Consider the following 18,779-nt stretch of genomic DNA (forward strand, 5'->3'; position numbering starts at 1 on the left):
TTTTAAAATTATTTTAAAATAGCCGTATATTGTACTTAAATCAATAGTTTGTAATCTTGTTAATTATCAAATCATTTTATTTCTTTCATAATTACTGAAACATTTTAGCATACTTTTCTTATTTTTTCCATATAACTTTTTAAAATTTATACTTTTATTTACAAATTTATTTATAAACAATCTCATCAGCAATCTTTTCTGCTTCTTTTTTGCCCAAAAGTTCACTAATAATTTCAAAGGCAAAATCCAATGCAGTTCCTGCACTTCTGCTTGTTATAACATTGCCATCTGTAACAGCTCTGTCTTTTCCTAACACTGCCTTCCCTTTTACCAGTTCATTTTCACACGCTGGAAAACACACTGCATTTTTCCCTTCCAAAATTCCAAGGCTAGATAATACCGTAGGTGCCGCGCATATTGCCGCAATTTTTTTATTTTCATTGTCTTTTGAAAATTTTAACACATTATCTAACAGTGTCTGTGAATTAAAATAATTTCCGACTCCAGGACCACCAGGCAATATTAGCATATCGTATTCAGAAAAATCAATTTCATCAATTATCTTATCTGCCAGTATTTTCATTCTTCTCGCACTCTCCACAAGGTTATCCTTTGTGATTGAAACTGTATCTACAGTAATTCCTGCCCTTTGAAGCAAATCAATTGGAGTTACTGCCTCAATTTCTTCAAATCCGTTTGCCAAAAATACTGCCACTTTTTTCTTTTCCATATTTTTCACTCCTTAACTATAGTAAAATTATTTTAAAATCAGGCTTAAAGGACGTAACTATTTATTTGAACTGCACGAATATCTAATTTTAATACTGATTTTAAAAATAAACAGTAATCCTGTTTTCAGGGCAAAAAAAGGCTAACAAACTAACTAGCCTTTTTTACAATATTTATTATAATTTTTCTACAACTTCTTCAGGTGTATCTTGCTGTAAAATTAAGTCTCTGAATTTTTTCGCATCTGCATAATTACTGTTTCTAATTATTTTCTTAACAGTTAATCCTGATGATGCGCTCATGCTGAATGAATCAAGCCCCATTCCTAGCAATAATTTAGTTGCTCTTTTATCTCCAGCAAATTCTCCACACATACTAACATTTATATTTGCTCCATGCGCAGCGTCTATTACTTTTTGAATAGCTTCTAGTACCGCAGGGTTAAATGAGTTGTATAAGTTTGCAACCATTTCATTTCCCCTATCTACCGCTAAGAAATATTGTGTCAAGTCGTTAGTTCCAATTGAGAAGAAATCAACTTCTTTTGCAAATTTGTAAGCAATAATAGCTGTTGAAGGAGTTTCAACCATTATTCCTACTTTTATATTTCTATCATAAATTTTTCCAATTTCATCAAGTTCTCTCTTACATTCTTCCAAAATAGCATTTGCTTTTCTGATTTCATTAACTGAACTTATCATTGGATACATAATTTTAATTTGTCCATATTGAGAAGCTCTCAAAATAGCTCTTAATTGAGTTTTGAACATATCTTTATTTTCTAACGAAATTCTGATTGCTCTATATCCTAAGAATGGATTTAATTCTTTTGGCAAGTCTAAATAAGGTAATTCTTTATCTCCACCAATATCCATTGTTCTTATTGTTACAGGTTTTCCTTGCATTTTTTCAGCAACTACTCTGTATGCTTGATATTGTTCTTCTTCTGTTGGGAAGTGATCAGAATTCATAAATAAAAATTCTGTTCTATATAATCCAATTCCTGTTGCTCCTGACTCAATTACAGCGTCAACATCATTAGGGCTTCCAATATTTCCCCAGATATCAACTTTTCTACCATCAAGAGTAACTGCATCTTCATGAATTAATTTTTTCAATTCTTCTTTTTCTTTTCTTATTACTTCTTGTTTTTTAATATATTCATTTACCAAGTCTTCAGATGGTTCCAGGTATAGTTCTCCAGTTTCTCCATCCATAACAACAACTTCACCATCTTTTACTTCAGCAAGTATTCCTTTTACTCCAACTACTGCCGGTAATTCAAGTGATCTTGCCATGATTGCAGAGTGAGCTGTTTTTCCTCCAATTTCTGTAATAAATCCTATACAGTTTTCCAAATCCAATTGAGCTGTGTCAGATGGAGTCAAGTCTTCAGTTACAACGATTGTCCCTGGCTCTAAGTTGCTCAAGTCATGAATTTTCATTCCTAATAAATTTTTTAGCCATCTTTTACCTATATCTTGTAAATCAGCGGCTCTTTCTCTTAGGTATGGATCATCTAATTGTGAAATCATATCACAATATTCATTAATTCCATCATGTAACGCTTTTGCAGCTGGAAGTCCTTCTCCTTTAATTTTATCTTCAACTTCCATAATCAAATCTTCATCTTCAAGAAGCATAATATGACCATCGAAAATTGCTGCTTTATCTTCTCCCATTTTCTCTTTCACTTTTTCTCTGATTGCAATTAATTGAGTTTTAGACTGCTTCAATCCAGCTTGCAATTTTGCCAATTCAGCCTCAATTGTTGAATCCGCCTCTTTTGTTTCCGGAATAACAATCTCCTCTGCGATAAAAAGTAATACTTTACCTATAGATACTCCCTCTGAAGCACCAATTCCTGTCATTCTTTTCATTGTTTTCTCCTCTATATATAATTTTTTATTACAAACAAACTTAAAAAGCTATAATCTCCCTCTATTAGCCTTTATATAATCCCTCAATATCTTAACAATTTCACCTTTTCCAAACTTTGTTGCCATATCCATAGGAGTTCCGCCATGCTTATCAGTAATTGTAGGATTAGCACCATATTGCAGCAGCATTTTTACTATTTTTACATTTTCCTTTAACGTCGCATCTTCGAGCGGTGTCCATCCATCTACAGTACTTCCAACATTTGCAAGTCTTGAATCTTTTTTTAACAAAGTTTCCACAGCTTCTTCATTTTCATAGTATGCGGCTGTTCCAAGAGTCGTTCTATTAAAAATTGGATGCGTTTCATAAAGATTTGCTCCATTTTCAATTAGAAGTTTTAAAATTTCATGATTTTTGGCTTCAATAGCAACAATAATCGGAGTATATCCATCCTGGCTCTTAGCATTGACATCAACCAGCTTTCCTCCTCCTTCAAATAACGAAGCTTCATCTAGATTGACTCCGTATACTCCTGCAGGCCTGTTTACAATTTCATCTGTTATCCTTTTACGGTTCGCAACATTTTTTTCAGTCGCAAGATAAAACTGCACATATTTATTATTATGCCTGCGGATAGCATCAAGTACTGACTTTAGTTGCTTTTCCTTCTCATCTTCCTCTCTTTTCTTTGTTACAAGATTTTCTCCATTATTATATTTAAAAGTTACAGGAAACACTGCATGACTAAACATTGTCAAAATTATAGCAAAAACTGCCTTATTTCCTTTAAATAAAAAAAACTTTTTCACTTTTATACCTCGCTAGTAATATTATACCATATCATTTTAAAAGTGCAAATATTTTTTCCTATTTTTTACTAAACTTATACTATTTAGGCGAGGTTTAGTATAAAGATTTTATAAGAAAAAAAATATTCCCCTTTTTTATTTAAAGAGAAATATTTTGTATTTTTCTTTCATTTCAATCTTTATAACAAAGCTATTTGCAGTATTATAATAATTCTTAACCTGTGTAGAATAGAAGAAAATATGCCCGTCCTTCTTACTTTAAAAATTATTTAGAAAGGCTGTCATATCTTTTGGCAAGTTTCAAAGCTCTTTCTTCTGTCATAGAAAGTCCTGTTCCAGCTGCTCCGAATACAGCCATTTTAGGCCCATCCTCTTCATCAGCCAGCGCTTTTTTTATAGCTGCTTTCCTATCATTTAGCCATTTTGTCTGTTCAGCCTTAAATTTTGACTGTTCTTTTGCTGGTAATTTTTTCAAAATTAAATCATACACTTTGTTCATCTCTTTTTCCCATTCATCCGTTAATTCAGAGCTGGCATTCAACATATCTGCTGTCGTTCCTTCAAATTTTGATTCAAGTCTTTCTTCTGCAACTTTCATACGTTCCTTTAATCCATCTTCATATTTTCCTGCAAATGCAACTGCTCCCACGAGCAACATTCCTATTATTAATAATACTTTTTTCATAATAATCTCCTTCATTAAAACATATTTTTATTTTTTCACATTCATTTTGTCATATCTTTTAGCCAGCTCCAAAGCTCTTTCCTTTGTTATGCTCAGTCTTTCGCTAGCAGCTAGCTCTCCAGCCATTCTAGGTCCCTCTTCCTTTGTATATTTATCATACGCCTTCTGTACTTTAACTTCCCTGTCTTTTAGCCATTTATTCTGTTCAGCTTTAAATTTTGTCTTTTCCTTTGCTGGCAGTTTTTTTAGAATCAAATCATAGGCTTTATTCATTTCTTTTTCCCATTCTTTATCCAGATCCAGTGAAGCATTAACCATATCGGCTCTTACTCCGCTATCCCATCCAGCCTGTGCTTTTTCTTCTGCAGTTTTCATTCTTTCTGTCATTTCATCTTCATATTTTCCTGCAAATGCAACTGCTCCTAAAAGTAATAATCCTGCTATTAGTAATTTTCTCATTTTTTATCAACTCCTATTTTTTTGTATTTTGTATTAAATCATAAATCCCTTTTTTAGTCAACTTAATTTTCAATAAAATTCAGATATTAATTATATCCTGTTGGACAATAATCCTTTAATATAAATGTATCAACTATATTTCCATCCTTGTCATATTCCACTAATGTCTGAAATCTTGTATCAAATGTATATCTTCTAATATGTTCAGCATCTCCAGATCCAGTAGTAAAACCATTTTTTGTTACAGTAGTTATAGGTGTTTCCCATCCTCCATCATCTTCACCTTGGAAATACCACTTTCCATTTTTTTGAACAATTTCAAACAGCTGATCACACCAATATCCCTTCACTTTATTCATATTAAAGTTTGTATCTACTGTCACTTTTGTTTTTTTCCCTTCAGGCAGTTGAATAGTAAGTATCTGATCTGTATCATTTTTAGCAAGTATTACCAAAGTTTTCATTTTCGTATCGTAAGCATAAGTTTCTTTATCAGTGTTTTGATAATCTGCTGAAAATTTTCCATTTTTCCCTAAAAGTATTGGAGCTGTATCTGTTTCATAGTCCCCAAATGTTCGTGTCGCATACCATTTTCCATTTTTTTGGAATATTTCAACATTTTCGTATTTTCCCGCCACCTTCTCCAAATTGTGTTTTCCATCTGTTGTAACTTTTACTGCAAACGCTGGTATTGCAGCTAACGCCATAATTAAAAATAATATTTTTTTCATAATTTTTACCTGCTCTTTCCATTTAAATTTATCATTTAATAATTTTTCATTTTTTAATCACAATTTATTTGTATAATTTATAATAATCACGATATAATTTATACATTTCAGGATTATCCTCAGGGAATCTTCTCAAAGTTTCAGGATCATCAACTTTATCGTAGTTTTCGTCACGCACAATACTGATTATTCTTTTCGTTTTTCTATTCAAAATTACTGGTTCTTTTAATTTTGTATCGTATCCAACACAGATATATTCATCACAAAGCACATTTTTTTCCTTAACTGCATCTGAAATTTGTGATGGCTCATTTTCATCCCCAGTATCAGAAGCGTAATCCCAGAACTGATACTTTCCATTCTTCAATTTTTTTATTTCTATTGAAGTGTCATCAGCTGTTATCGTTCTTTTTAACAAAATTTCCTCATGTAATTTCCCATCACTTGTAAAAGGTAAATCATAGCCTTTGTAACTAAATTCTTCCTCTGAAAACCCAATAACCCCTATTAATAGCAATAATGCCATAATAATTTTTTTCATTTTCGTTTCCTCCGCTTTCTATTTTTATTCTTTGTATATTTTTACACTACCAATATATCATAATTTTATTAAAGAAAAATGAGAGTTTTTCTTTTACTTTTTATTTTTTCTAGTCTGCTTTTACTATTTCATAAACTTTATTTTTATCTTTTATTTCATATACACCTTTTTTATGATTATATTTCATATCAAAACTTGCATAATCAGCACCTGTCAGAACTTTACCTTTAAAATAGACATTTCTTCTTCCTTTTGCATATTCCGTATCGCCATACGCACGAAACTCATGGCTTTCTGCTTTTTCAAGTTTTTTAAATGCACCTTCATCTGTATCTAAGTAATAAACTACATCGTACTTATTTATATATTTGTCATTATATGTCGACAAGTTATATGGATCAACCTTAGGAGCGTCTTTTATTTTTACAAGTTTATGATTTTTTACAAAATACATACTGTCCTTATCATGATACAAGTTAGTTTTGATTGCTAACTGTGAAAGATTTTCAATATCCACTTCCTTACCATCTATCGGAGCTACACTTCCATCTTTCTCAACAATGTAAAATCCATTTTTATCTTCTATAAGAAAATTGTCAACTAATCTGCTTACTTTCTTAAATGTTTTTACATCTATACCTTTTAATTTCTTGTTTTCATAATAGACATTGTTTTTATCTTTTGAATAATACCCATTTACTACAGATTTAAAATCATACGTTAATTCAAATGTGTTTTTATCTGCTCCTTCTATTTTTTTATTTCCATAATAAACATTATTTTTATCCTCTATATAAGGAAGTTCTATTATCTTAACGGTATCTTTATCAATACCCAATATCCTCTTACCTCCAAAATAAATATTATTTTTATCTTTTGAAAAACCGTCACTTCCTATTTGGAATGTAGATAAATCTGCTCCTATTATTTTTCTATCTGAATAATAAATATTATTTTTATCTTTTGAATATAACTGATTTATCACTTCATACGTCTGCGGATCATACGGCAATTTTTCCAGTACCAACTTATCACTATCTCCATCCATACTGTAAATGATACTGTAAATTCCATTTTTATCTTTTAGATATCGACGTGCACTTCCGCTAATATTTATAATTTCAAAAGTGACTGGATCCAGCCCTTCTAATTTTTTCCATATTCTATTTTCTATGACGTAAACTCCATTTTTATCTTTTGAATATGAAGCATCTATTTCCTGAAATGTTGCTTTATCTATTTTTGTATTGCTTTTTGCATAACTTACATTTGCCGCTAAAGTCATAATTACAAATATTTTCAAAATTTTGTTTTTCATAGCCTTCATTTCTCCTTTAAATTTTTTAATTAATCTATAAATATCTTACAATATTCTATTTTTAAATATTATTTTTTATGTATCTTATCATATCTTTTTGCCAGCTCCAAAGTTCTTTCCTCTATTCCGCTTGCCCAGGCATTTCCGCCTAAAGTTCCTGATATTGTTCCGCCTTCTGATTCTTCAGTCTTTTTTTCGACATCTTCTTTAACTTTTTTTATCCATTCTTCCTGCTCTTTTTGCAATTTTTCCTTTTCACTTCCTGACAATTCTGATAAAAGTAATTCATAAACCTTTTTCATCTCTGTTTCCCATGAATCTCCTAATTTTTGAATTGCATTATTCATGTCTGCTGTCACTCCAGAATCCAAAGCTGGCCGAACTTCCTGTTTTACTGCTTCCATTCTTTCCAATATTTGAGCTTCATAGCTGCTTTCTGTTTTTGTACTTTCTGCAGACATTGTAGCCGGCGCTTTAGCTTCCTGATTTACTTCAGTTTGTTTCCCTTCCTTTTTTTCATCTTTTCCAGATTTTGAACACGCTACAATTCCCATTAATAACAGCACTGTTATTAAAAATAATTTTTTCATGATTTTCCTCCATTTTCTTATTCTATTTTCCATTAGTTATTATACCACATTTTTATTAACAAAAAATGAGAACTAAGAATTAATCATTTTTTATGTTTTTCTATAATTCTAAAAACTTAAATTTTTTTAAATTTTCTTCATAAAATTTTTTATCTTTATTTCTATGCTTATTATTTATTTCCTTCAGCAGAACTATATATTCATTTATCCATTCTTTATACTCATAACCCATATCTCCCATATATTTAATATTATCTTTGAATTTTTGATAATTATTGAAAAAGTAATCAAAAGTTTCTTTGTCATTACCTTGTCCAATATAAGCATTAAGAATATATAATTGGAAGTTTCGCCCTTCATAGTCATTTGTCAGTTCAGTTTCTTCAGGCTTTTGCCCCAAATCTTTTGCTATCCTGTGTATCAAATCCGTAGTTATAAACTCATAATTATAGTATTTTGGCTCTCCTTTCAAATATAGCTCTATTGCCTTTTTTCCAGCTTCAATTGCTTTTTTATAATCTTTTTTATATTTGAAATAATGATAAAGTCCATCATAACTTACAGGATTTTCAGGATAAAGTTTTATCAACTGCTCTGATGTTATTTTCAAATTTTCATAATCTTCATAATCTCTGTATCTTCTTATAAGATTTTCATATCCTTTTTCAAATTTTGGATTTATTTCTATCGATTTTTTATAATAACTTATCGCTGTAGAACGGTCATCCTGTGCAAATGCAACCTTTCCCAAAGCCGCTACTGCCAAATAATTTTTTTTATCCTCTTCTATAGCCTTTATAAACTCATCTTTTTTCCGTTTCAGAGGTATATCTCCACTTAAGGCTGTTTTATTAGCTGATATAAATGTCTCTATTGATTTTCTGTTTATTCCAGCTTTTTGCAGTTCATTTCTTATTTCATTTTCAGAATAGTAGTCAAATTTCCTATTATTTTTAGCAGACGATGTCATGTTCACTTCAACAGCTCTTTGATTTTTTTGATTAACTTTGCTTTTTCCAGTTTGATAAGTCGCATACGATAATACCCCAATTATTACTGTTAATGCCGCTACTTTCTTCTTGTTCATTTTCCCGCTCCTTCTTAAATACACCTATTCTACCATTCAGGATAAATAACTCTCATGTCTTCAGGATCTAGAAATACTGCTTTGTTTAATTTTACATCATATCCAATACAACTATTTTCTCTACATATAGTATTTTTTTTCAAAGTTGCTTTACTTACATACACTTCAGCATCAGGCTCCTGAGGAAAATCTGTAATTTCATATTCCCCTTTTCCTATTTTTTTTATTTTTAATTTTGTATCTTCCGAAGCTATAATTCTGTTTAACAGTTTTTCTTCATGCAATTTACCATCCGTATTGAATTTCAAATTAAGTCCTGCCGCTCCATAACTTGCTGCTCCTATTAGTAATGTTGCCATCAATAACGTTTTTTTCATATAAATCTCCTCCATTCATTATCTTTAACTGCTATTCTATTATGCTGTACAATTTATCAAAAAAATGTGAACATATACTTGCTTTCTTCTAAACATAAACTAGTTCATATTTCCATTCAAGGCATTGTTCTATTCCCACCACTGTAAAATCATAATTTCGGCTTTTATTCTACACTTAACAGAAAACACTTTTTACGTTCAATTTTTACGGTAATATATTTTCCTTTTTATATTACAATTGAATTATACAATATTTTTTTATAAAAGTCAATAACTTTTTTAAAAAATATGTTTATTTTTATAGTAATTTATTAACCGTTTATTTTTGTAAAAAAAAATAGAAAGATAACAAAAATTTAAAATTAATGTCACCTTTCTATTTAAGTGATTCAAATTAGTTTTTATATTTTATTCCATAAAACTCGGAAGTTTAAAATTACTTTTTTTCTTTTTTTCATTTTCAGGTTTTTCGTCCTTATTATCAGTTTCTGTATTAGAATCATCGTCATCATTTTTTGGAGAATCATTTGAATTATCACCATTGTTATTTTCATCTTTAGTTTCTGAGTTATTTTCGGAAACATCTTGATTTTCAGCTGTTTTTTCTAATATTTCATTTGTATTTTCAATGATTTCTGATGATTTTTCATTTTTAATTTTTTCTTCCAGTTCTTCAACCTTTTCTTTCAATTTTTCTTCTGAAGTTTTTTCAGAATTTTCATTATGATTTATTTTTTCGCTATTTTCTTCTCCGGTCTTTTTGACTTCATCAGTTTTTAGAGTACTGCTTTCTTTTTCAGTGTCTTCTGAAGCTTTCAAAATCTGATCCGCAGTCTCTCCTTTGATAATGCTTCTAACTTCGTCTCCAGTAATAGTTTCTTTTTTCAGTAATAATTTTACTACTTCTTCCAGCTTGCTCCAGTTATCCTGCAAAGTATTTAATGTGTTAAAATACTCTTCAGTTAAGATTTTTCTTATTTCAAGATCAATTTCCCTAACTGTTTCATCACTTTTATTTGGAGCAAATGAGTATTCATCATCTGAATTTTCAAAGTTAATCGGCCCTAATTTCTTACTCATTCCTACACTTTCAACATAAGCTCTTGCCACTTTTGTAGCCCTTTTTATATCAGAATACGCTCCTGTACTTATATCATCAAGTCCGATTTCCTCAGCTGCACGTCCTCCAAACAGTACCTTTATCTCAGCTAACATTTGTCTGCTTGTAGTTACTAGTTTTTCTTCAGGAAGCGGCATCATAAATCCACCAGCGTCCCCTCTAGGAATTATCGTAACTTTATGAACAGGATCCGCTCCCGGTGTCAATTCAGTCATAATAGCATGCCCAGCTTCGTGATAAGCTAGAAGCTTTTTCTCTTCAGGTTTAATAATCTTGCCTTTTTGTCCAAGTCCCATTCCAATTTTATCCACAGCTTCATCTAAATCAACCATCTTTATTGTGTCACTCGCTCTTCTCGCTGCCAGAATTGCCGCTTCATTCAATAAGTTTGCCAAATCGGCTCCAACAAATCCCGGCGTGATTTTAGCAATATCCTCAAGCCTTACATCACTATCAAGCTTTTTATTTCTTGAGTGAACTTTTAATATTGCAACACGCCCTTGCAAGTCTGGCGCATCAACAGTAACACGTCTGTCAAAACGTCCAGCACGCAATAATGCAGGATCAAGCACATCTTCCCTGTTTGTTGCCGCAAGTACAATAACTTTAGTATCCGTTTCAAATCCATCCATTTCAACTAGCAGCTGATTTAATGTCTGTTCACGTTCATCATTGCTTCCGCTGTTTTTTCCAACGCTTCTTCTTCTACCGATGGCATCAATTTCATCAATAAATATGATTGAAGGGCTTGATTCCTTTGCTTTTTCAAACAAATCCCTTACCCGCGATGCTCCAACTCCAACAAACATTTCCACAAATTCTGACCCTGAAATGCTAAAAAAGGATGCTCCAGATTCTCCAGCTACCGCTTTTGCAAGCAACGTTTTCCCGGTTCCCGGTCTTCCTAGCAGAAGTACTCCTTTTGGCACTCTTGCGCCAGCTTTTGTATATTTTTCAGGATTTTTCAAAAAATCAACAACTTCCCTCAGTTCTTCTTTTGCTCCATCAACGCCTGCAACATCGTCAAATTTCACATCAGGCTTCTTGTCAATCTTATTGACTCTCGATTTTCCAAAGCCGAAGATATTTCCAGGTCCTCCACCTTGAGAACCTCCAACCATCTTTCTTGCAAGATATACCATAAGCCCAATCATTATAATCATTGGCAAGAACTGACCCAATAGCAGAAGGAAGAAGTTTCCGCCAGAAGGCTGCAACGAATTTAACTTAACATGTTTCTGTCCAATCGCATTAATGATAATCGGCTCATTTCCGATTCTATCTGTTATTTTTTTTGTAAAATAAAGTATTTCTTTTCCATCTTCCTTTACCAGTGCAATCAGTTTATCATCTTTTTCATTTATCTCAGTAAAATCTCCCTTTTGTGTTTTATTTACAAATTCTGTATAAGAAATTTCCTTTTTATTTTGAAAGTAAGTTTGTATATCACGATGAAATATTGCTGTGAAAACGAACAGCAGTACTACAAAAACAAAAAACAGAAAACCTGAAAATGGCGATTTATTTCCATCATCCTGTCTGTTATTTTTTCTATTATTGTCTTTTCGTAGTTCTTCCAGCCGTTTTCTAATATCGTTTTTATCTCTTTCTGCCATTTTTCCTCCCAATTATTAATAATTTACTTTTATTGTTATCTTCTAATTCTTTAATATCTTTCTTTTGAACTTTTTCCAAAAATTTTGAAAATTTTATATCTGAAACTGCCAGTATTTCTTTTAATTTCTTACATTTTTTTTCATTTTTAATTTCTATTATTTCATTATTTCCAGCCTCCGGACCGCTTAAAACTTCATCAATTTCAATTTCTACGATAGGAACAGAATCCCTGTCCCATTTCATAACCTTTTCATCAATCAGAATTTTTTTAACTTTCTTATGCCCCAAATTTTTCAGCAAAATTCTATCCCCATCTTTTCGGCTTCTGACAATAATTTTTCCATCTTTCATTTTTTCATTATCAAATTTGTAATAGGCATAGTCCATATCTTTTTCATCTATAAAATAAGTTTCAAAATCCTTAATATTTTTATATAAAGCTATCTTATGATTATACCACTCAATACTTTGATTTTCCTTTAAAATTTTAATTCTATCAGAAAATTCTATCTCTTTATTACAATTTAGATTTTTTTTTGTATTTTTATTTGAAATAGCAACAATTTTTAATTCCCCGTATGCATTTTGCAAAATCTTATTTTTACCTAAATGAAACTCTTTTGAGCCTTTATTTTGCAATTTTCCATTTTCTGAAAAAACACTTTCACAAATCTGTTCTATCTTTTCCCTTGAAATTTCCACATTATTCTGCTTCAGAAATTGAATTAATTCATTCTTCTGATTTATATGCTTTTCATAATTATGGAAAACTGGCATTTCACAAGTTTCCTTATCATTAATTTCCCTGATTAGGGACTCTATTTTTTTCCTAAAAGCAGGATTAATTTTTTCAAAATCAGGAAAAATCTTATTTCGGATAAAGTTTCTTGTATAATCGTTTTCATTATTTGTATAGTCAACCAGATATTGGTAATTCTTGCTTCTTAGGAAGGATAAAATTTCATTTTTTTCAAAATCTAAAATAGGTCTTACTATATTTTCTCTCACTCTCGGAATACCTTTTAACCCAGTTACTGATGTGCCCCTCAAAAGCCGAAAAATAAAAGTTTCCACATTATCATCCAGATTATGTCCAGTCGCAATTTTATTGTACCCTATCTTTTTCCTGATATTTTCAATAGTTTCATACCGCAATTCCCTTGCCGCCAGTTCCACAGACTTTTTATTCTCTGCCGCGTATTTTTTTACATCGATGCTTTCAATATAATGGTTAACGTTATTTTTACTTGCAAATTCATTTATAAATTTTAAGTCGTTTTCGACATCGTAACGCAAGTTGTGATTAATATAGGCTATTGAAATTTCCAGTGAAATCATATTTTTCATTAAATCAAGCAAATGATAAAGAAAAACTGAATCAGGTCCTCCAGAAAATGCAATAAGAATCTTATCCTTCTCAGAAATCAGCTTTTTTTTTATGGCTTCCTCTGATTTTTTCAATATTTTTTTTTCAATTTTTCTTACTTTTTCCATTAAATTTAGCCCTAACTTCAATTTTCAGATTTATTTTAACTGACCGCTTTCACGACGTTTTTTCAGGTGTTCCTCATGTGTTTTGGAATAATATGTTTTCCCTTTATATGTAAAGAAAAACAGGTTATCTGTCTTTTCAGCGTTTAAAACTGCTTTAAAAGTCTCTATTGGAGGATTTCCAATTGGTGTCGGAGGCAATCCTTTTACCTTGTATGAATTGTATGGGGTATTTTGCGATTTCAATTCATTTCTGGAAGCCTGTCTTCCTAATTCATATTTTAAAGTCGCGTCTGATTCCAGCTTCATATCAATTTCCAGTCTTTTTAAGAATATTCCCGCAACTTTTGGCTTATCTGCAGCATCAGGCACTTCCGCCTCCACGATTGAAGCCATTTTCAAATTGTCGTAAAATTTCTGTTTGTCAGGGTACTTTTCAGGCGGGAATTTTTTTAGAAATTCAGCCAGAATAGTCTGAATAACCTGTTTTGTCGTAACATTTTCAGGAAAAATGTAAGTTTCAGGGTAAAAATATCCTTCAAAATTATTATTTTCATGCGGATATGGAAAATCCACTTCACTAAGAACCTTGTCTATTTCTTCCTTAGTTCCCAGTTCAAGAGCTTCCATCCGTGCAAATACCTGTTTTGAAGTAAATCCTTCAGGTATTGTCAGCCGGACTCCGTTAGTTTCGCTGCTCTTAATTTTTTTTATAATTTCATATTTTGAAAATTTTCCATTAAATTTATAAGTTCCCACTTTTAACTTCATATTTCCGCCATTCAGCTTCAAATAGGCTCTGTCAACAATTCCGTAATTCAATTTCAGTTCCTTGTAAATTTGTGGAAATGTAGTCCCTTTTTTTATATTTATGTTGACGTTACTGTATTCTTTTTTTGCAACAAAAAAGTTATAAAAAAGTGTCAGACACATAAATAATATTAAAAATATCCCAATGTAAATAGCTCTTAATGTATTTTTCATTCTTTATCTCCTAAATATTCAGCATTTATAGTATTAATTGCCTTAAAGATTATCCCAAAATTTAATAAATGCAAGTCTTTTTTGCTCTGCCGCTTTCTTTTAAGATAAACTTAACAGCTTTAATCAATAAAATTGACAGTTTAATTATTATACTTAATATTCCTTATTTACTCCTGTGTCATTGTCGTTACTTTTTATTTCAGTTTCATTTTTTAAGTCTTTATTGTCAAGTTCAATCACTTCCACGCCTTTAGTGCCAGTATTTTTTTCTGGTGTTGACATTTTTTGCTTTCTTAGCTGTCTTTCGTGATACCTTTTAGCGCCAATTGTATCAATCTGAAATACAGAAGCAGGGTTCTCGCTCAGCTTTTGTTCCAGATATTCTGTTTTTTTACGGAGTTCATCCTTCTTTCTGTCGCTTTCTATTTCTCTTATGCTTTTTATATTTGTATTATAGTATATATCTCTCATATTGCTTCTGTTTGAAACAAAACTGTTAAATTCAGCCAGCTCGTCACCTTCCAGCGAGATTTTGTCATTATTTGGATAACGCGAAAGCACCTTTGTAAAGCCATCATTAAATCTTATAACCATATAACGGTAGTTTTTATCGAAGAATAGTATTTCATTTCTGTTATTTTTAAAATATTTTTTTTCAACATCCAGATAAACGTGCCCTTTTTTCTCTTCAATCCATCCTCGCCGTCTATCCTCCTGCCATGTATCCGTTTTTGGGTCAAAATAACTTTTTATAATTTGATACCCATTTTCCTGCTGCACGAAGTCATATCGGATATTTTCAAGTCCAGTTTCTGAAATATCGTCACTTTTTAGCAGATACCATGTTCCGTAGCTTTTGGAAACTTGAAATTTTATTATTGGATTTACTTTTTCATCAATTTTTCTGATAAATTTCTCAAGCTTATTGATTTTCTCCTGCTTTTTCTTTTTTTCAGCCTCTTCCTCGTCCTTAATCTGATCCAAGAAAATCAAATCCCCTTCTTCACTGTTTTCATCCTGTATATTGCCATTTTCATTCTCAAAATCACTCATATTGTTTTTATTAATAATAATGTCAATTTTAACGGCATCATCCTCAACCTTATTACCGTTACTTGAAGCACTGCTTCCGTTAGCTAGGGCTGTTAACGAAAATATCCAGAAACATGCCGCAATATACATTTTTATATTCCCATATTGATTAATTTTCTGTCTATTCAAAGCGTTCACCTTTTATTTTCAGTTTTTATGTTTGCAATATTTTACAACTTTTGAAATCAAAATGTATTTTATCTTAATTTTAAAGTCGATTCAAGCATACATAACTTTTACTAATTATATCACACATTTTTTAAATTGCAAATCAAATATTTATCTGCCTGTTTAATTTTTATCAAACCAAAACACGGTTTTTTTGTTACTATAAAAAATATAGTATAATTTTATACTTAAACTATTGACTTTCACAAAAAACTGTTGTATACTTTTTATAGAAAATAATTTACCGTAAAAGGTTGGAAAGGAATTGATTATTATGAAAAAAACTTTTAAACTTTTAACAATTATTCTGGCAATGTCATCATTTACCAGCTGTACAAGCTTAATGGCACTTGCAGGAAGTGAAAAGGCAGACAGGGAACTGCGTGCCCGTACTATTGAAGAGTCAAAACGTTATTGCGCTGTTTCCAGAGTTTCTACTGGAGAATGTCTGGAATGGAGAAAACATGACTAATATTTTATACCAGGCCCCTGTTAAAAAGCAGAAAGCTATATTTTGTTTGCCTGCGATGAATACTAGACCTGTTCGACAACTAACTATATGTACTTATAATTTAATAAAACAAATATTCTGAAGCAAGGGGTCAAGACCCCTTGTGGAAATAAAAAAACTTAAGTTATCGAACACGTCTACTGTATTACCTACTAAAAATAATTTACAATAAATCTATTATTTTAATGGGGGAATAGTATTAGTAAAAAAGAAAGAAGGCTTAAAAATGAAAAGTTTAAGAAAAATTATATTGTCATTATTTATTGTAATATCCGTATTTACATTTGCAAAGGAAGATTCAAGTTCAAGCATAAGATTTGGAAGCCCTGCATCTGGGTATATAACAGTGCCTGCAAACTGGTATGAATTTAACGATCCCAATACTTCCGCCACTGCTAAGCAAGTGACCATAGACAGTGCAAATATCATAACTTTAGATATTGTTTCAACTAACGGAAAGGCAACTGCGAAAAGAGCCGCTGAAGTAATAGTGCAGAAATATCTTAATTTAGGAACTTCTGAAGACAATATTTTTCAAGGCAGTGTCAGCTTAAACGGTTACGACGGAGAACAGGTCGCGATAGAATATGAGGATGGCAGTGTTTTAATAATGTACTTTATTGAAGCTAATGGAAACATCTATTACATTGCTCAGGAAGGTGAAAAGGAACATCAAAAACAACTTGCAGGCGTAATTAAAACTTGGAGTCCTAGAAGATAAATAGCAATAAAAAAGACTGTTTTGAATTTGGAACAGTCTTTTTATTTTCATTTAATTTTTTACTAAAATCTTCCGCCAATATCTTTTCTAAAATACATTCCTTCAAAATTTATAGTTTTCAAAAGTTCATACGCCTTTTTCTGTGCTTCTTCCAATGTATTTCCCAAAGCTACAGCATTTAGCACTCTTCCACCATTTGTCAACAGTTTTCCGTCTTCAACTTTTGCTCCACAGATAAACACTTTGTTGTCAACAGTTTCTTTAAAGTCAAGTACTCCAGCAATTTCATCGCCTTTTCTGTAACTTTCTGGATAACCTCCAGAAGCGGCTACTACACAGCACGAATGTAGCGGTTTCCAATTGACTTTAACTTCCGATAATTTTTTACCAAAGGATTTTTCTATTAACTCTAGCAAGTCATTTTCCAGAAGCGGCAATACCGCCTGAGTTTCCGGATCTCCCATTCTCATATTGTATTCAAGCAGATAAACGCCTTTTTTCGTAATCATAAGCCCAAAGAAAATCACTCCCGCAAAATCCATTCCTTCAGACTGCATTCCCTTCAAAGTCGGCTCCATTATATCTGACTTAAATTTTTCAAAAATTTCATCCGTAACAAAAGGATTTGGACTGATAACACCCATTCCTCCTGTATTTAATCCAGTTTCATCTTCCCCTATCTTTTTATGATCCTTTGCTGACAATAACGGTACAATTACTTTACTGTCTGTAAAGGATAAAATTGAAGCCTCTACTCCATCCAGAAATTCTTCAATTACAACCTGATTTCCGGCATTTCCAAATTTCTCATCAACCATTATATCTTCCACAGCCTTAATAGCTTCATCTAAATTTTGAGCAATAATAACACCTTTTCCAGCTGCAAGCCCGCTAGCCTTTATAACCACAGGAAAATCTTTCCAGTTATTCAAAAATTCCTTAGCTTTTTCAGAATTATCGAAAATTTCATAAACTGCTGTCTTTATTCCATATTTTTTCATAAAATCCTTAGAATATGCCTTACTTCCCTCAAGAATCGCGGCCTTTTTATCAGGCCCAAAGATTTTCAGTCCATTTTTATGAAATTCATCCACAATTCCCTGAACAAGCAATTCCTCGCTTCCCACAACTGTCAATTCAACATTATTATCCTTAGCAAACGAAATATACTCATCAATTGATCCTAAATTCACACTTTCTGCATTTGGCAGCATTTCCACACAGGCATTTCCTGGAGCTATAAAAATTTTCTCCACCTTTTCATTTTGAGAAAGTTTCCAAGCAATCGCATGCTCTCTTCCACCAGCACCTACAATCAATATTTTCATCATTTCCTCCTGTATACTTATTTATATATATTTTTCTATATACTCTAAAAGTTCACTAGCAACTCTCAGTGGACCTTGAGGTGCAGTTTTTAATCCGTTATCTTTAAGATTTTCTAAAGATAAATTTTCATTATCTACATATTTTAATAATTTTAATCTTATAAATTCTTTTTTCATATTTTGATTTTTATCAAATTCACTTTTATTAAGCCAATATTTCCTATCATCTACTTCAATATTAGAAGAAATAAAGATTTTCTCTATAATCGCTTTATACATTATTTTTTGTTGAGGTCTTGTACAATATAGATATACAGTATCACCTTCTTCATATTTTGATTTTTTTGTCCAATCTATAAATCCCTTATCGTTAAAAGCAGAAAAATAATCATACTTTGTAGAGTTTGCTGGTATTATCCAATATCTTATTTTCCCTCTTAAATATATTTTAGCACATTTTCCTGTAATATTAAATGCAAAAAATTGAAAATTATTTATTTCTATCAATCATATATCATTATTTTCAAATAAATTTTATTT

The 18,779-nt window shown here is 31.2% G+C and carries 19 protein-coding genes; 2 read left to right on the forward strand and 17 right to left on the reverse strand.

Annotation, left to right across the window (positions count from 1 at the left end):
- Positions 1 to 166: 166 nt before the first annotated feature.
- The 15 genes from FVE77_RS07810 to FVE77_RS07880 all read right to left on the reverse strand — a co-directional run bounded on the left by FVE77_RS07810 (position 167) and on the right by FVE77_RS07880 (position 15,649).
- Complete coding sequence (locus tag FVE77_RS07810) at positions 167 to 730, reverse strand: DJ-1 family glyoxalase III (RefSeq protein WP_006803731.1); 564 nt, start codon at positions 728 to 730, stop codon at positions 167 to 169.
- Positions 731 to 905: 175 nt separating this feature from the next.
- Positions 906 to 2,609: a phosphoenolpyruvate--protein phosphotransferase gene (gene ptsP / locus FVE77_RS07815; protein WP_026746057.1), complete on the reverse strand. Its 1,704-nt coding sequence runs from the start codon at positions 2,607 to 2,609 to the stop codon at positions 906 to 908.
- Between the two features lie 48 nt (positions 2,610 to 2,657).
- Positions 2,658 to 3,419, reverse strand: coding sequence for an ankyrin repeat domain-containing protein (locus FVE77_RS07820; RefSeq protein WP_232052899.1), 762 nt, complete (start codon positions 3,417 to 3,419; stop codon positions 2,658 to 2,660).
- Between the two features lie 265 nt (positions 3,420 to 3,684).
- Entirely contained in the window at positions 3,685 to 4,104 is a 420-nt protein-coding gene (locus tag FVE77_RS07825; RefSeq protein ID WP_036087885.1) for a lysozyme inhibitor LprI family protein, read from the reverse strand.
- A 27-nt stretch (positions 4,105 to 4,131) separates the two neighbouring features.
- Positions 4,132 to 4,563, reverse strand: coding sequence for a lysozyme inhibitor LprI family protein (locus FVE77_RS07830; protein ID WP_026746054.1), 432 nt, complete (start codon positions 4,561 to 4,563; stop codon positions 4,132 to 4,134).
- Between the two features lie 86 nt (positions 4,564 to 4,649).
- The gene (locus FVE77_RS07835) at positions 4,650 to 5,294 is read right to left on the reverse strand and encodes a hypothetical protein (RefSeq protein ID WP_026746053.1); all 645 of its coding nucleotides are present in this window, start codon (positions 5,292 to 5,294) and stop codon (positions 4,650 to 4,652) included.
- Between the two features lie 64 nt (positions 5,295 to 5,358).
- Positions 5,359 to 5,835 (reverse strand): hypothetical protein, encoded by a 477-nt coding sequence (locus FVE77_RS07840; RefSeq protein WP_026746052.1) that lies wholly within the window; start codon positions 5,833 to 5,835, stop codon positions 5,359 to 5,361.
- 109 nt (positions 5,836 to 5,944) lie between these two features.
- Positions 5,945 to 7,195 carry a DKNYY domain-containing protein gene (locus FVE77_RS07845; protein WP_408610400.1) on the reverse strand — a complete coding sequence of 417 codons (1,251 nt, stop codon included), beginning with the start codon at positions 7,193 to 7,195 and terminating at the stop codon, positions 5,945 to 5,947.
- Positions 7,196 to 7,221: 26 nt separating this feature from the next.
- A complete protein-coding gene (locus tag FVE77_RS07850) occupies positions 7,222 to 7,743 on the reverse strand; it encodes a lysozyme inhibitor LprI family protein (RefSeq protein ID WP_026746050.1) in 522 nt (173 codons plus the stop codon).
- A 100-nt stretch (positions 7,744 to 7,843) separates the two neighbouring features.
- The gene (locus FVE77_RS07855; RefSeq protein WP_026746049.1) at positions 7,844 to 8,830 is read right to left on the reverse strand and encodes a tetratricopeptide repeat protein; all 987 of its coding nucleotides are present in this window, start codon (positions 8,828 to 8,830) and stop codon (positions 7,844 to 7,846) included.
- 29 nt (positions 8,831 to 8,859) lie between these two features.
- A complete protein-coding gene (locus FVE77_RS07860) occupies positions 8,860 to 9,207 on the reverse strand; it encodes a hypothetical protein (RefSeq protein ID WP_026746048.1) in 348 nt (115 codons plus the stop codon).
- Between the two features lie 408 nt (positions 9,208 to 9,615).
- Entirely contained in the window at positions 9,616 to 11,943 is a 2,328-nt protein-coding gene (gene ftsH, locus FVE77_RS07865; protein WP_026746047.1) for an ATP-dependent zinc metalloprotease FtsH, read from the reverse strand.
- Positions 11,927 to 13,438, reverse strand: coding sequence for a tRNA lysidine(34) synthetase TilS (gene tilS, locus FVE77_RS07870; protein ID WP_026746046.1), 1,512 nt, complete (start codon positions 13,436 to 13,438; stop codon positions 11,927 to 11,929). The genes ftsH and tilS overlap by 17 nt, the downstream gene beginning before the upstream one ends.
- A 30-nt stretch (positions 13,439 to 13,468) precedes the next feature.
- On the reverse strand, positions 13,469 to 14,419 hold the full coding sequence (mltG, locus tag FVE77_RS07875; protein WP_026746045.1) for an endolytic transglycosylase MltG: 951 nt from the start codon (positions 14,417 to 14,419) through the stop codon (positions 13,469 to 13,471).
- Positions 14,420 to 14,572: 153 nt separating this feature from the next.
- Positions 14,573 to 15,649, reverse strand: coding sequence for a hypothetical protein (locus tag FVE77_RS07880; RefSeq protein ID WP_026746044.1), 1,077 nt, complete (start codon positions 15,647 to 15,649; stop codon positions 14,573 to 14,575).
- A 304-nt stretch (positions 15,650 to 15,953) separates the two neighbouring features.
- On the opposite strand from FVE77_RS07880, the gene FVE77_RS07885 reads away from it, so the two are divergent.
- Positions 15,954 to 16,151, forward strand: coding sequence for a hypothetical protein (locus FVE77_RS07885; RefSeq protein ID WP_006803710.1), 198 nt, complete (start codon positions 15,954 to 15,956; stop codon positions 16,149 to 16,151).
- A gap of 265 nt (positions 16,152 to 16,416) precedes the next feature.
- Positions 16,417 to 16,911, forward strand: coding sequence for a hypothetical protein (locus FVE77_RS07890; RefSeq protein ID WP_026746043.1), 495 nt, complete (start codon positions 16,417 to 16,419; stop codon positions 16,909 to 16,911).
- A gap of 62 nt (positions 16,912 to 16,973) precedes the next feature.
- Here the strand turns inward: FVE77_RS07890 and purD are convergent, their stop codons facing one another.
- The gene (gene purD, locus FVE77_RS07895) at positions 16,974 to 18,239 is read right to left on the reverse strand and encodes a phosphoribosylamine--glycine ligase (protein ID WP_026746042.1); all 1,266 of its coding nucleotides are present in this window, start codon (positions 18,237 to 18,239) and stop codon (positions 16,974 to 16,976) included.
- A 21-nt stretch (positions 18,240 to 18,260) separates the two neighbouring features.
- Complete coding sequence (locus FVE77_RS07900) at positions 18,261 to 18,746, reverse strand: hypothetical protein (protein ID WP_051254485.1); 486 nt, start codon at positions 18,744 to 18,746, stop codon at positions 18,261 to 18,263.
- Positions 18,747 to 18,779: the final 33 nt, after the last annotated feature.

It is taken from the genome of Leptotrichia hofstadii (assembly GCF_007990525.1).
GTDB lineage: Bacteria > Fusobacteriota > Fusobacteriia > Fusobacteriales > Leptotrichiaceae > Leptotrichia > Leptotrichia hofstadii.